We start from the raw sequence: 13,458 nt of genomic DNA on the forward strand, positions 1-13,458 counted from the left end.
GATCAGTCACAATGGACTGCAATCAGGAAGCAGATTTTTTTGAAACACCTTTTAATACGAAGCCAATCAATAAGCTGTATACACAGACCGTACCGAGTAAGAAAATCATTGTCATGTGATCACCGTCCATCCTTCATGATTGAGAATGTTTATCATTAATGAAAGTGTAGCACAATTGATAATGATTTTCAATATTAATTTAGTAAATATTGATTCAGCGCTTTTTCTTCTGTTTGTATTCTGACCATCATCATCCATCCATTTAAACAAGTAAACAAAATGGCAGTAATAAATGCGTTAAATAGCAGCGGAATGAACATCAGTTCAATCGCCACCACCACATAGTTAGGATGTTTTAACCAGCGATACGGCCCCTTTTTCACAATCATCGCATTGGGAACGACTAAGATTTTTGTATTCCAATACGTCCCAAGTGAACATAGTGCCCAGTACCGAATCACCTGGGTAGCAAGCAGGAACACAAGCAGCAATAGGAAAAAACGAGACGGTTGACGATGCAGCAGCCATGTCTCTCCAATAAGCGAGAGGAAAAATGCTGCATGCATAGCGACCATATAAGGATAATGGCTTGCACCAAATTCGATCGCTCCGATCGCCTTCACCTTCTTTTCATTTCTTTTCGCCACAAGCATTTCAATGAGGCGCTGACAAATGAAAATGCCAATCACTATCCAGAAAATCATCACGAGAGCCCCTCCCATTTCATGAGCAATAATTCTGACGAAAAGCCTGGACCAAGTGCTCCGCAAAGCCCCACCTGTCCTGCATCTAGTGACTGATGTTCAAGAAAATGCTTCATGACATATAAAACGGTGGCAGAGGACATGTTTCCATGCTGTTTCAGAACCTCTTTTGAAGAAAATAGCTGATGATCTTGTAAAGATAGGCTTTCAAGATAGGCATCAATCACTTTTTTTCCTCCAGGGTGAGCAAGAAAAACGGATACATCCTCTGTTGAAAACCCTAGCTGATGTAAAAATTGATCCACTTGCTCTTTTAACCACCCAGAAATGATGGACGGAATATCACGTGAGAAGATGACCCGAAATCCGTCGGCGGTAAAATCCCATCCCATCACATCCTCAGAATCTTTCATGGTCACTGACTGCGTACCAAGCACTTTAGGTACTGTTTTTAACCGCGTATACTTAGAGGCAGCCTTTTTTCCAGTTAAAAGAACGGCCGCAGTCCCGTCACCGAACAGTGAGGTTCCAATTAAATTGCTTTTTGATTGATCTTGCGGCTGAAAAGTGAGGCTGCAAAGCTCGCAGGCAACAACTAGCACTTTCGCTTCTGGATACGCCCTGATGTATTCATAAGCTCGGGATAAGCCTGCCGCCCCGCCCCCGCAGCCTAACCCCCAAATTGGCACTCGTTTCGTATAAGGAGAAAATGGAAGAACATTCATCAGCTTTGCATCAAGACTTGGCGTTGATAACCCTGTACTGGAGATGAAAAACAAAGCATCAATCTCATCAAAAGGAACTGGCTTTGTAAGGAACGCTGTTTCATGCAGACAGTGAAAAACGGCTTCTTTCGCATGAGCCAATGCTTTTTCGACATAGAGATTATTTTTCTCTTCAAAAGAGTGATGTTCTTGATACCAATCAATAGGCTGGACAAACTGCCTGCTCTCTATTTCGCCATTATTAAAAGCTTTTAATAGTCGATCAATGTCTTTAAACGATCGTTTAAATTGAGATCTTGCAAATTGAGCAGCTGCTTGCTGATCCACATGATGTTTTGGCAGACTTGTTCCAACTGAAAGAATGTATGCCATCGGCTTCACCTCTTTTTTCGGTTAATATCCCCAATCAAAAAAAGGATATACATGCCAAAACGACACAATTCAGTCAAAATATTTTCCTCCGTCTAACTTTTTGTCTTGACGACAATTGATAAATATTGGATAATATAGGTGAAAACATGATGTAGTTTTCCTCCTTCACAGGTTCGTTCCAAGCCAAGCGAACCTGCTTTTTTTATGCAATTTAAGTTCAAAAATAATGTTGATTTAATGAAAAATAAAAGAACTCCGTTAATTGGGAGTTCCTCTGTGAATGACCTCTCTTAAGAACATCTAAAGAGCAAACCCTCACCTAAATCTTTTCAAGGATTGACTTAATAAAATCAGTTTTTTCATGTGCGTATTTGTGTTTGTCATTTCCATGTAAACTTGATAATTTAAGTTTAAGCTGTTGGTACTCACTTCTAGCTTGCTCATTATTTCTCAAGTAATCTCTGAAATTTAACTGTTCAAGTAAATACTTATTATGTCTTTGGTACATATGGATTTGATGTGTTCGTGGTTCTCCTTTATTAAAGTAGTGTCTTTCAGGTAATACGTTTGTTCCTTTATATGAGTAACCGAGTCCTTCCAACGCTATTACACATTTTTCTCCATCAAAAAAATGTTCTATTTCAATTGCAATATCAATAATTGGCTTAGCGCTTAAACCTTTTACTGCCGTACTTCCAATATGATGTACATTCACTATGTATGGACCAATATCACCTATAATCTGTCGCTTTTCTCTTTCAAATTCTTTTGTCCACTCAATTGACCAAGGCACTAAAAAAACTTCCCCTCTTGGTAATCCCAACATTTACTTATCCCACCTTTTAACACCCATTTGGAGAATGTTAATAAACCAACTTTATCATAGGTCCCATATGGAGAGAGAAGACAGATTTCAACAATCATCCTATTCGTTTAGATCTATTTCTTGGTTGATGTCATTCAATACGATTCTTAACAATTCACTCTCATCTTATTTTATATCTAAAGAACAAAAATTCCCTTCAACCGATTATTAATAGAGTTATTTAACATAGCTTTATACAAAAAAAGACCTCTCAAATGAGAAGTGCAGACCGTAGACAAACCCCACCTTTCATTTAAACATGAATGGATCACCTTTTTTCTGATCAACACAAATAAATAACCATAAAATGCTAATTTATTTGATAATTATATATGAAAAGGGGGTTTTTTCCTGTATACTTAATCAATATGAGCATCATGAAAAACAGTGGAAAAAGACAGAATCTACTACATGATTCGGCACAAAATTTAATTGACTGGAGTGATTGTCATGAAAAAGGTGTCCAAAAAACAAACACCCTACAACACGATATTTCTCTCGAAGATAATTGGTTTAGTGCTTCTTACACTGTTTCTCTTTTTTATCTGGGATATGTCTAAACCCCATTTGCAGGCGACAAATGGGCAAGCAAAAATTGTTACTAGCAGTGACTTCCGAGACACAAGTATCAGTCTGAAAGCAAAAGATCATTCTACAAGAACATTGGATCAACAATTTAAGACCAATCCAAACCAACAGACAACGAATAAAACGGTCTTTTTAACATTTGATGATGGTCCTTCTGCTACATCAAATCAGCTGTTAAATGTCTTAAAAGCACATCAAGTGAAGGCGACATTCTTCATGCTTGGACCGCAAATCCAAGCTCACCAAGCAGCTGTGAAAAGACTTTATCAAGAAGGACATCAATTAGGGCTTCATGGCATGACGCATGATATAAACCGCTTTTATCAAAACAGTGAGTCTCCCGCAAATGAAATGAGAGAAGCTCAGCGCATTCTTGCTTCTGTTACAGGCGGTTACACCCGTCTTGTGAGAACACCTTATGGCAGTGTTCCAAATTTAACATATGATCAAAAAGTACGCTTAAACCAATATGGCTTTATCTACTGGGATTGGACGATTGATAGCCTTGACTGGAGATATAAAAACTCACAATATGTTCAAGAGGTATTGAATCAACTGCAAATGTTTGAGAAAAATAAACCATGGGAACCAAAAGTGATTTTAATGCATGATCAACCCTCTACCACGAACTATTTAGATAGCCTGATTACACAACTAAAAGCAAGGGGCTATACATTTGCAGTCATTAACGAAACAATGCCCCCGGTACAACATTAATAGCACTAATCACAAGAAGCCCGTATCCAAAGGATGCGGGCTTTCAGCTCTCCAAAGAGAAGTGATTACATAACAGATTGCTTAGGTTCTTCCGTTAGCTCCTGCTCTGTTTCTTTTTTAAAAGGAATCATGTGATAAATAATATGAAGCAAAATAGCGGTAAAGCTTCCGGCGACAATTCCGTTACTTGTTAACAATTTAATCGATTCTGGCAAATGCTCAAACATTTGCGGCACAACCGTTACTCCGAGCCCGATGCCAACTGAGCATGCGACAATGAGTAAGTTTTCCTGTTTGGCAAAATCGACGCGTGAGAGCATTTTAATCCCATACGCAATGACCATGCCAAACATGGCGACCATTGCACCGCCTAGAACGGATTTTGGAATAATCGTTGTAAATGCCGCGATTTTAGGAAAAAGGCCAAATACCATTAATAATACACCTGTCACCACAATGACCTGATTTTTCTTCACACCTGTTAATTGGATCAATCCAACGTTTTGGGAGTAGGCTGTGTATGGAAAAGCGTTGAAGATACCGCCTAATAAGACGGCAATTCCCTCTGCACGATATCCCTTTGCTAAATCCTTCTCTTTTAATGAACGATTCGTTAAATCTCCGAGCGCAAAGTATACACCCGTTGATTCGACTAATGACACAATGGCAACTAATGTCATTGTCATGATTGGTGCAAATTCAAAAGTAGGCAGCCCAAAGTAAAAAGGCTCAATGATGCGGAAAACTTGTGCATTCGCCACTTCTGCTGTCTCCACCTTCCCTAAGAAAGCAGCAACTGCTGTCCCAAGTAGAATGCCGATTAAGATGGCAATGGCTTTCATGAATCCCTTTGTAAATCGATAGAGAAGGACAATGATAAACAATACAAGAAAAGCAAGTCCAAGATTCTCAAAAGAACCATAGTCTGCACTTCCTTCACCACCTGCCATATTGTTCATGGCGACCGGAATTAAGGTAATTCCAATGATCGTGACGACGGAACCTGTGACAACGGGCGGGAAGAATTTCACAAGCTTCCCAAAGAAAAATGAAAGAGCAATGACAATACACCCTGCGGCGATAATACTTCCATATATAGACGAAATTCCATATTTAGAGCCAATCGCAATCATAGGAGATACCGCAGTAAATGTACAGCCTAGTACAACAGGCAAACCGATGCCAAAAAAGCGGTTTTTCCATACTTGAAGCAGTGTGGCGGCACCGCACATGAAAATATCTGCCGAAATTAAGTACGTCAGCTGGGCTGGCGTGAGCCCAAGCGCATCTCCTACAATGAGCGGGACAAGAACCGCACCTGCATACATCGCCAGTACATGCTGTATCCCTAGCGAAAGGGTTTTGGCTTTTTTAGCGGCACTCATGATTGTACCTCGCGTACAAACGTGACTTTTCCTTCCTCGAGCGATTCGATACGTGCGAGTGACTCGACTCTATAGCCCATTTGCACAAGTTCTTTTCTTCCAGGCTGGAATGATTTCTCGATAACAATTCCAAAACCAGCTACTTTTGCTTTCGCTTGCTTTGCGATGGCAGCTAGTCCCTTAGCGGCTTCTCCATTTGCTAAAAAGTCGTCGATAATTAACACACAATCATCCTCACTAAGGTGCGTGTTAGAGACAGCAATCGTACTTTCTACTTTTTTGGTAAAAGAATACACACTTGCTGTCAAAAGGTTATCCGTTAAAGTCAGTGATTGCCGCTTTCGGGCAAAAACAACTGGCACATGAAGGGCAAGTCCAGCCATTACAGCAGGTGCAATACCAGAAGATTCGATTGTGATAATTTTAGTAATTCCATCATGCTTAAATAATCTAGCAAACTCTTGACCGATCTCATGCATTAACACAGGGTCAATTTGATGATTTAAAAAAGCATCTACCTTTAGCACTTGATTTGACAGAACGATTCCTTCGTTCTCGATCTTTTGACGTAACAATTCCATCATTCTTCCTCCCAGCATATTAGCAACTTTCATTTTTTTGCATAAAAAAAGCATTGCTGTCCATTAAGGAGCAAGCAATGCGAAAACGATCCACGGGATCTTCAGCTCATACAAAAGCTGTTTCATTTTGCTCACTCATAGTCGGACGGTATCGGTGTCCGGTAGAAACTTGCGTGCCTTCATCACGCGATTATATGAGTGTTTCATAGTGTTCAAATTATAACAAGATTTCAGACACTTGGAAAGCACTTTTCTAGAAAAATACCGAACTTAAATAATCATTAAGCTTTAAACGTTCGTTTTTAGAATATTCAACCAGCAAAAAAGCACCCTTCTGATCAAAGGGTGCCTTTCATTTATGATAAATATAGTTTCGTGTACTTATCTGTTAAATAATCAATTAAGTATTGAACATTTAATTCTTCACCAGTTGCGTCTTGAATGATCTCAGATGGCTTTTTCCGTTTTCCATGCTTGTGGACATGTTCAGTTAGCCATTCTTTTATCGGTGCAAAAGACCCATTTTGAATCAGTTCATCAAAACCCGGTAAATCTTTGATCATTTGCTGCTTTAATTGCGCCGCATACATATAACCAAGTGCATATGAAGGGAAATAACCAAAACTACCATCAGACCAGTGAACATCCTGCAAAATACCAAGCGCATCGTTAGGCGGCGTAATGCCAAGATATGCTTGGTATTTTTCATTCCATAACGCTGGCAGATCTTCAACGGCTACTTCTTCATTAAAAATGGCTTTTTCAATTTCATAGCGAATAATAATGTGAAGCGGATACGTGAGTTCATCTGCTTCAATTCGAATGTAAGTCGGCTTCGATTCATTCACCGCATGCACAAATTCTTCTAAAGTGACATCTTTAAATTGTTCAGGAGATGCCTCTTGCAGCTTTTGATAATACGTTTTCCAGAAATCTTCATGTCTGCCGATAAAGTTCTCAAAGAAAAGAGACTGTGATTCATGAATACCCATTGATGTGCCGTCACATAAGAGCGTTCCGCTCAGTGCCTCATCAATATTTTGTTCATAAATGGCGTGGCCGCATTCGTGAATGGTGCCAAAGATCGCCATGCGAAAATCGTGCTCATCATAACGCGTCGTCACACGTACATCCCCTCTGCTTAATGTCACAGCAAATGGATGAACCGTTGTATCAAGTCGTCCTGCGTCAAAGTCATACCCTAACTCTTTTAAGAAAAAGAGACTCAGCTCTTTTTGTTTGTCGATCGGGAAGCTTTTCGATAAAAATGATGTATCTGGTTTATTTGGCGAAGCTTCAATTTTTTTCACGAGAGGAACGATGGCGTCTCGAAGTGCGCCAAATTTTTGATCGAGTTGTTCAACCGTCATATCCGGCTCATAATTATTGAGCAGCACATCATATGGCGTTTTTTTCACGCCCCAGTATTGAATGAAACGCTTGTTAAAATCAATCAGCTGTTTTAAATAGGGCGCAAAGAGTGAAAAATCTGATTTCTCCCTTGCTTCTACCCAAACATGTTCTGCTTTTGATTGTAGAATGGAGTATTCTTTAAATTCTTCTTTTGGAATTTTACTGTTTTCATCATATTCTTTTTGCGATAATTCGAGTGCCTTCTGTGTGTCTTTTGACAGCTCTTTTTTTTCTTTATTTAAAGCATCAAGAAGATCTTTCATTTCATCAGAAGTCTTCATATTAAAGATATCGCTGGATAATTGACCGATGGTTTCTGCTCTGAAATCAGCGCTTTTTTTAGGCGCTTGTGTTCGAGAGTCCCAATAAAGTAAATGAAGCGCCTCTGTATAATGGGCGATTTTTCCTAGTAATTGATAAAACGCTTTCTCTTTTGATTCAAGACTCATGCGTTCGTTCCCCCAATCAATAAAATATGTATGTACGTTTCAAGGCTACTTCAATAAATGTTCTTTTGTCAATGAAAAAGGAGGATACGCTGATCGTATCCTCCTCTTATTGAATGGTTTTCTATCATTAAGAGATCACTGGCTTTACTGGAAGAACGGATTCAATTTTACTTTGCAGCTCAATATCTTTCTGACTGCCAAAGTAAATATGAATGCTGCCAGCATCTTGGCTTGTCCGAATCAGTCTCCCAATGCCCTGCCTTAGACGAAGCAACATGTACGGAAGATCCACTTCAGTAAATGCATCTTTCGCTTCATTCCGTTTTGCTTCAAATACTGGGTCATGCGGTGGATATGGAAGTCCCCAAATGACCACATTTGTTAGCGACTGTCCTGGAATATCCAGCCCTTCCCACAAGTGAACGGAACATAACACAGATGTTTCATCCGCTTGGAACTTTTGAACAATGGTACTGATCTCCTCGTCTCCTTCAAAATACACATGGAAAGGCAGTGATTCATTTGATTCATCGAGCTGCTTTCTAAATACATGCAGTTCATCAAATGAAGGGAATAAAATAAGAGATCGACCGCCATTTTCTTTTACCTGAGATAGCACGTGCTGACCTTTTACAGCTGACTCTGTCATTGGCTGCTGAATTCCGTGGAAATACATTTGCATTTGCTCCTCATAATCATACGGCGAAGCCACACTCATGGATAAATAATCTTTGATCCCAAGGCTTTCAGCTAAATAATCAAATGATTGATTTTCAGACAACGTAGCAGATGAGAAAATATAAGGGATTTTTTGTGAAAATACCTTTTCACCAAGCACCTCTGCTACCGTTTTTGGCATGACGACAAAGGTTGTATCTAATTCCTGTTTCTCCAGCCAGCTAATGGCATTTTTCTGATAAAGCGACAGAGAATACGCCATCTGTTCAATGTACTCTTCCACAACAGACAATTCATATTGATCAATTGTGTACATCTCTGATTCAAATACGAGCGCTTCTCCAATCTTCTCAAGCAAATCACATAATTCACTTGCTGAACGCTTCACCTCATCTACACGACCAATTTCAAGACGGTGTGATCCTTTGATTTCTTTGGCATTCGTTTTTAAGAGGTAAAAGAACTGATCGTTTGTTGCAAGTGCATCTTCAACAAGTTCTGCAAACTCTTCACGAATGTCATTTTGCAAAAGACGCTCTAAAAACGTTTCTAGTGTTGATTGCTTCACTCGGTATGTTAGCGCTTTTTGTGCTGCAAACTCAAGAAGATGTCCTTCATCAAATACAACAGAGCTATGCTCAGGAAGGAGCGGCAGCTGTCCTTCACGTTTACGTGACTCCTTTGTCCATACATGCTCCATGTAAAAGTCATGAGAACAAATGATGAGGTCTGTGGCTTTTCGGTAATGGTCTCTTGATAAATTCAAGCCACAGCGGTGCCGCATGTCGCACGTTAAGCAGTCCTGAAAAGAGTCATAACCAATTCTTGACCACTCATCATTTGTTAATTCTGGATACTCTTTTCGATCACCATACGGATAAAATGTCTGCATCCCATGAGATTCATGAACAAATGAAGGAAGCGATTCATAAATGTCGAGCCACTTCTCATCATCTTCACGTTGCATCGTTTTCTCTAGTTTCTTTAAGCACAAATATTGATCATGCGATTTACTTAATCTCGCATCTATTTGAATATTAAGGTGATTGGCAATTTTATAGATATCACCTTCTTGTTTGACCAGCTGTTCAATTAACGTTTCGTCTGCACATGCAATGATCGCAGGTTTCCCTGTATATCTTGCATATGTGACCGCAAATAAAAGGTAAACGATTGTTTTGCCTGTGCCTACCCCAGCTTCGGCAAACATCACACTTTTTTCTTTAAAGGCTCTTTCTAACTGAAAAGCCATGAATATTTGTTCATCTCGAAGATCAAAGCCCTTTTCTGGCAAGATGTCATAAAACACATCACCAATCCAGTTGCCCAGTTCTTCGTAAAAATTATGTTCTTTTGTTAATGAAAAAGGCAAACGAGATGCTGTCACCTGCTCCAACCCCCAACTTTTGAATCATTCAGACATTCAATAGTAACATTTATGCTGGGGTATGACAATCTTTTTTTAAGAGCGCAGGCGATGCTGGTAGCTTTCCTTCATTAAAAATGCGTGCTCTGAATGGTCTATGTAGTTTTGAGCCATTGCCAAGTTCTCGATGGCTGCCGTAAGTTTAGCAGATTGTCCTGTTTCAACCCCTTCTATTTCTCGGGCTGTTGAAGCGAGTGCTTTTTGAATTAACTGAAATTGATCATAATGAATCATGAAGACACCTCTTTTTTTAAAATCAAGTTCAGTTTATTCCGTCCCATCAAGACTTATACCTGTTTAGCATAAAAAATCCACACCTTCTCGTGGTGTGGACATTTGTTACGATTCAGTTGTTTGCTTTCTAGGCCGGCGTTTTCCCCAGTATTGATAATAGTCTGTTTTAATAAATCCATTAAACAGTTTTCTCTTTTTCGTCGCTTTTCTTCCGAAACACTCTTCGAATTTTTCATGTGACGTTAAAATGTAAATGGACCACGTATCTAGGTTCTTCAATGCTTCGCCCATGCCTTGATACATTTTTTCCACAGCTGGCTTATCGCTGAGACGTTCACCGTAAGGCGGATTTCCGACAATCACACCATACTCATCTTTTGTTTGGAAGTCTTTCACTTGCATTTGCTTAAATTGTATCAGTTCACTAAGTCCAGCTTCTTCTGCGTTCAGTTTCGCAATCTCTATCATGCGATGATCAATATCGCTCGCGATAATGCGAAGCGGCTGATCATAGTTCGCCTTTTCTTCTACTTCAAGGCGTGCTTTGTTCCAAACGTCCTCACCGATCCATTCCCATGATTCAGATGCAAACTCCCGGTTAAATCCAGGGGCAATGTTTTGTCCAATCATCGCTGCTTCGATGGCAATTGTTCCTGATCCGCAAAAAGGATCGACAAACGGACGGTCAGGTGTCCAGTTCGTTAATAAGACAAGCGCCGCTGCAAGGGTTTCTTTAATCGGCGCCCCGCCTTGATCTGCACGGTATCCACGTTTATGAAGACCCACACCAGACGTATCGAGCGTCAGCAATACTTTATCTTTTAAAAGCGCTACCTCGATTTTGTATTCAGGACCCGTCTCTTCTAGCCATTCAGACTGTATGTTGTAAGATGATCTAAGTTTTTGCGCGATAGCCTTTTTGACGATACGCTGACAATCCGGCACACTGGCAAGCTGAGATTTAACAGATTTACCAATGACAGGGAATGTACTATTTTTCGGTAAAAAAGCGGCCCAGTCAATGGCTTTTGTCTGCTCAAAAAGCTCGTCAAATGTCCTGGCCGAAAATTCAGCAACTTGGACCTTGATCCGATCTGCTGTACGCAGCCATAGATTCGCACGGCAGATGGCAAGTGCATCTCCTTGAAAAATGACTTTTCCATTATCTACAGTGCACTCATACCCGAGGTCTCTTACTTCTTTTGCAACAATCGCTTCAATTCCCATTGGAGCTGTTGCGATGAGTGTATAGGTTTTCATTTGTTTATCACCTGTTTTCTCGTTCTATTCTGTAATCAAGATAAAAGCTCTCCATATGTAGAAATAGGAGAGCTTTGATTTCATCATGTTTATGATAACGGATATAACGTTCTGTAAGCCATGTTTTGTTCCATCGTACTGCAAACGGCAAAAGCCTCGTACTCAGGTGGTAATCATCTATCTACAGAATTCTCTGTCCTTCTCTCCGTTTGGTTCCTTTGAGAAAGTTCCCCTACCAAGTTTGGGTTTCTCGCTCGAGGGGTTTACCGCGTTCCACTCTCAACATTTCTAGTGAGACTTCGTCACTGTGGCACTTTCAAGGATACTTTGCCATATCCTAAAAGGACGTAGGCATTTTTCCTGCCGTCAGCCTTTCCCAGGCTGCCCTGGCTTATTTTTTCGCCAGGCACGAACACTACGGGCATCTCAGCACCGTGCGAGCATGGACTTTCCTCTGCAATGTCAAAGCATTACAGCGATTACCCGAACGTTAATCAACATGCGTTATTATAAACGACAATGTCATCTGACACAAGCTTTTTTGGTATTACTCAATCATAAAGTTTGCTACCGAAAACGTGTTTCTCAAGATTAGATAGTCTTTTTAAAATATCAAAGTTTGTTGTATTGGACTGTGCAGGCTGTCTTTTCCCTTGCTCAACCGCTTCTTCAAGCTGTTTTGACAAGTGAAGGTTTTCTTGTTGGAGTTTTTCAATTTCTTGATGGAATGTCTCATAGTCTTTAATGACCATATCTAGAAATTTATCGACTTCTTCTTGTTTATACCCTCGGACACCTGTTTTAAATTCTTTTTCTAAAATTTCTTTCGCAGAAAGCTTTACTTTATCAGCAAGCATCTTTTTCACCTCATATCGTGAATTCATAGTATATTTTTTCAGAAATACGTGACGTTGTCAAATTTTCTCTTGCTTTTAGTCAAAAAACGGATCTTCCGCCTCAACCTGTGCTCTTAAATCATCCATTGTAATATACATAATTGGGTAGTCGGTATAGGTTTCAGCTTCTTTGATCATATATTTTGGCGAGCCTTCGTGCTCGGGATCATATAAGACGAGAAGGCCGTCCGTTTTTTCAATAAAAAAGCGGTTCTTTTGTTTAAATTGTGCCGGACTTTCATACGGTCTATGCGTGACACTTTCTACAAAATCAGCTTGTGCAAGAACGCCTTCATACAGCTCTTTATTTTGTTCATTCCAGCGCTCTTCCTGTTCATAAAATGGTGTAATGACAGCAAGTTTTAAATCTGGGTACTCCTCTTGAAGCTCAAAGACCACTTCAGCTGTCCATATTTCTGCCCCTAACTGACCTGAAATGAGCACCCATTCTAGCCCGTCTTCAATGAGTGCCGCCAGCCTTTTCCGAAGTTCCGCTTTTATGTATTGAAGTGCAGGCTCGTCTTGTTTGAAGATCCCAAGCTCAAATGGCTTGTACCCTGTGACAGCGATAATTTTCATTTTTTCACCTGCTTTTAAAAAAAGGGACTTATAAAAGTCCCATTTCACTTTATCTGTTACAGCAAGGTCCACCGCAGTTAAAGTGTTGATGTGTTGCCGGGTCCACCTGAGAAAACGTATGCGGGAAGTAGTGAACATGTTGGAAATTTTGGTGATGAACATTTGTTACATGCTGCGGGTGGATGTGCGGCACAATTGTAGTTGACTCACTGTGCGTACAGCAGTGATTCGTTGGATGTACAATTGGCTGTGTAACATTTGGATTGCAATGATGATGATGATACATGTAGCATTCCCCTCTCCTTGATTTTCTTACATTAACAATGTATGAATCAAGAGGTGTACATGTACTAATGCATTAACCTATTTTAAAAGTTTGCAAGAAAAACATCTTTATAGTTTGAAAAAACAAAAGCGACCAATATGACAACAAGAAAAAACAAGTAGAAAAGACCCTTATACATGCTCTACGCTCCTCATTCAATATCTAACGTTATTTTACAGGATTCGTGACTTTTCTACAATAAAAGTGCTAAACAATTTTTATTTTCGGCCGAGAGCCGAACGTTGTCATTTTTTGCGCTTT

At 39.9% G+C, this 13,458-nt stretch carries 14 protein-coding genes, 1 other RNA gene and 1 riboswitch; of the genes, 1 reads left to right on the forward strand and 14 read right to left on the reverse strand.

Going from position 1 to position 13,458, the window contains the following annotated elements:
* Nucleotides 1-22: 22 nt before the first annotated feature.
* The 4 genes from fbpC to ABG082_RS10090 all read right to left on the reverse strand — a co-directional run bounded on the left by fbpC (nt 23) and on the right by ABG082_RS10090 (nt 2,627).
* Nucleotides 23-130 carry a Fur-regulated basic protein FbpC gene (gene fbpC, locus ABG082_RS10075; RefSeq protein ID WP_306172627.1) on the reverse strand — a complete coding sequence of 36 codons (108 nt, stop codon included), beginning with the start codon at nt 128-130 and terminating at the stop codon, nt 23-25.
* Between the two features lie 64 nt (nt 131-194).
* Nucleotides 195-704 carry an isoprenylcysteine carboxylmethyltransferase family protein gene (locus ABG082_RS10080; protein WP_017367476.1) on the reverse strand — a complete coding sequence of 170 codons (510 nt, stop codon included), beginning with the start codon at nt 702-704 and terminating at the stop codon, nt 195-197.
* Entirely contained in the window at nt 704-1,801 is a 1,098-nt protein-coding gene (locus tag ABG082_RS10085) for a 3-oxoacyl-[acyl-carrier-protein] synthase III C-terminal domain-containing protein (RefSeq protein WP_249668877.1), read from the reverse strand. Before ABG082_RS10085 ends, ABG082_RS10080 begins: the two co-directional genes overlap by 1 nt.
* A 319-nt stretch (nt 1,802-2,120) precedes the next feature.
* Entirely contained in the window at nt 2,121-2,627 is a 507-nt protein-coding gene (locus ABG082_RS10090; RefSeq protein WP_348936062.1) for a GrpB family protein, read from the reverse strand.
* Between the two features lie 489 nt (nt 2,628-3,116).
* Here ABG082_RS10090 and ABG082_RS10095 point away from each other — a divergent pair, with 489 nt between their 5' ends.
* Entirely contained in the window at nt 3,117-3,971 is an 855-nt protein-coding gene (locus ABG082_RS10095) for a polysaccharide deacetylase family protein (protein ID WP_348936063.1), read from the forward strand.
* A gap of 65 nt (nt 3,972-4,036) precedes the next feature.
* Here ABG082_RS10095 and pbuX read toward each other — a convergent pair whose 3' ends face one another.
* From pbuX to cotD, 10 genes are all read right to left on the reverse strand, one after another.
* Nucleotides 4,037-5,356: a xanthine permease PbuX gene (pbuX, locus tag ABG082_RS10100; RefSeq protein ID WP_035703325.1), complete on the reverse strand. Its 1,320-nt coding sequence runs from the start codon at nt 5,354-5,356 to the stop codon at nt 4,037-4,039.
* A complete protein-coding gene (gene xpt / locus ABG082_RS10105) occupies nt 5,353-5,937 on the reverse strand; it encodes a xanthine phosphoribosyltransferase (RefSeq protein ID WP_008346333.1) in 585 nt (194 codons plus the stop codon). The genes pbuX and xpt overlap by 4 nt, the downstream gene beginning before the upstream one ends.
* A gap of 118 nt (nt 5,938-6,055) precedes the next feature.
* Nucleotides 6,056-6,155: riboswitch (purine riboswitch) on the reverse strand.
* Between the two features lie 138 nt (nt 6,156-6,293).
* A complete protein-coding gene (locus ABG082_RS10110) occupies nt 6,294-7,799 on the reverse strand; it encodes a carboxypeptidase M32 (protein ID WP_348936064.1) in 1,506 nt (501 codons plus the stop codon).
* A gap of 127 nt (nt 7,800-7,926) precedes the next feature.
* Nucleotides 7,927-9,864, reverse strand: a complete 1,938-nt coding sequence (locus ABG082_RS10115; RefSeq protein WP_348936065.1) for an ATP-dependent DNA helicase — start codon at nt 9,862-9,864, stop codon at nt 7,927-7,929.
* 75 nt (nt 9,865-9,939) lie between these two features.
* Nucleotides 9,940-10,137 carry a hypothetical protein gene (locus ABG082_RS10120; protein WP_008344634.1) on the reverse strand — a complete coding sequence of 66 codons (198 nt, stop codon included), beginning with the start codon at nt 10,135-10,137 and terminating at the stop codon, nt 9,940-9,942.
* Between the two features lie 105 nt (nt 10,138-10,242).
* Entirely contained in the window at nt 10,243-11,397 is a 1,155-nt protein-coding gene (locus ABG082_RS10125) for a class I SAM-dependent RNA methyltransferase (RefSeq protein ID WP_050827319.1), read from the reverse strand.
* A gap of 109 nt (nt 11,398-11,506) precedes the next feature.
* Nucleotides 11,507-11,888: RNase P RNA component class B (gene rnpB / locus ABG082_RS10130), an RNA gene on the reverse strand.
* 60 nt (nt 11,889-11,948) lie between these two features.
* The gene (gene gpsB / locus ABG082_RS10135; RefSeq protein WP_008344631.1) at nt 11,949-12,254 is read right to left on the reverse strand and encodes a cell division regulator GpsB; all 306 of its coding nucleotides are present in this window, start codon (nt 12,252-12,254) and stop codon (nt 11,949-11,951) included.
* Between the two features lie 75 nt (nt 12,255-12,329).
* Nucleotides 12,330-12,872, reverse strand: coding sequence for a DUF1273 domain-containing protein (locus ABG082_RS10140; RefSeq protein WP_285850555.1), 543 nt, complete (start codon nt 12,870-12,872; stop codon nt 12,330-12,332).
* A 49-nt stretch (nt 12,873-12,921) separates the two neighbouring features.
* Nucleotides 12,922-13,158 carry a spore coat protein CotD gene (cotD, locus tag ABG082_RS10145; protein ID WP_072368252.1) on the reverse strand — a complete coding sequence of 79 codons (237 nt, stop codon included), beginning with the start codon at nt 13,156-13,158 and terminating at the stop codon, nt 12,922-12,924.
* Nucleotides 13,159-13,458: the final 300 nt, after the last annotated feature.

It is taken from the genome of Bacillus sp. BS1807G30, assembly GCF_040047675.1.
GTDB classification, from domain to species: Bacteria; Bacillota; Bacilli; order Bacillales; family Bacillaceae; genus Bacillus; species Bacillus altitudinis.

What these genes read in the sequence shown, in the direction of transcription:
- fbpC (WP_306172627.1), bottom strand. Translation starts at nt 130, where the DNA reads ATGGACGGTGATCACATGACAATGATTTTCTTACTCGGTACGGTCTGT.
- ABG082_RS10080 (WP_017367476.1), bottom strand. Translation starts at nt 704, where the DNA reads ATGATTTTCTGGATAGTGATTGGCATTTTCATTTGTCAGCGCCTCATT.
- ABG082_RS10085 (WP_249668877.1), bottom strand. Translation starts at nt 1,801, where the DNA reads ATGGCATACATTCTTTCAGTTGGAACAAGTCTGCCAAAACATCATGTG.
- ABG082_RS10090 (WP_348936062.1), bottom strand. Translation starts at nt 2,627, where the DNA reads ATGTTGGGATTACCAAGAGGGGAAGTTTTTTTAGTGCCTTGGTCAATT.
- ABG082_RS10095 (WP_348936063.1), top strand. Translation starts at nt 3,117, where the DNA reads ATGAAAAAGGTGTCCAAAAAACAAACACCCTACAACACGATATTTCTC.
- pbuX (WP_035703325.1), bottom strand. Translation starts at nt 5,356, where the DNA reads ATGAGTGCCGCTAAAAAAGCCAAAACCCTTTCGCTAGGGATACAGCAT.
- xpt (WP_008346333.1), bottom strand. Translation starts at nt 5,937, where the DNA reads ATGGAATTGTTACGTCAAAAGATCGAGAACGAAGGAATCGTTCTGTCA.
- ABG082_RS10110 (WP_348936064.1), bottom strand. Translation starts at nt 7,799, where the DNA reads ATGAGTCTTGAATCAAAAGAGAAAGCGTTTTATCAATTACTAGGAAAA.
- ABG082_RS10120 (WP_008344634.1), bottom strand. Translation starts at nt 10,137, where the DNA reads ATGATTCATTATGATCAATTTCAGTTAATTCAAAAAGCACTCGCTTCA.
- ABG082_RS10125 (WP_050827319.1), bottom strand. Translation starts at nt 11,397, where the DNA reads ATGAAAACCTATACACTCATCGCAACAGCTCCAATGGGAATTGAAGCG.
- gpsB (WP_008344631.1), bottom strand. Translation starts at nt 12,254, where the DNA reads ATGCTTGCTGATAAAGTAAAGCTTTCTGCGAAAGAAATTTTAGAAAAA.
- ABG082_RS10140 (WP_285850555.1), bottom strand. Translation starts at nt 12,872, where the DNA reads ATGAAAATTATCGCTGTCACAGGGTACAAGCCATTTGAGCTTGGGATC.
- cotD (WP_072368252.1), bottom strand. Translation starts at nt 13,158, where the DNA reads ATGTATCATCATCATCATTGCAATCCAAATGTTACACAGCCAATTGTA.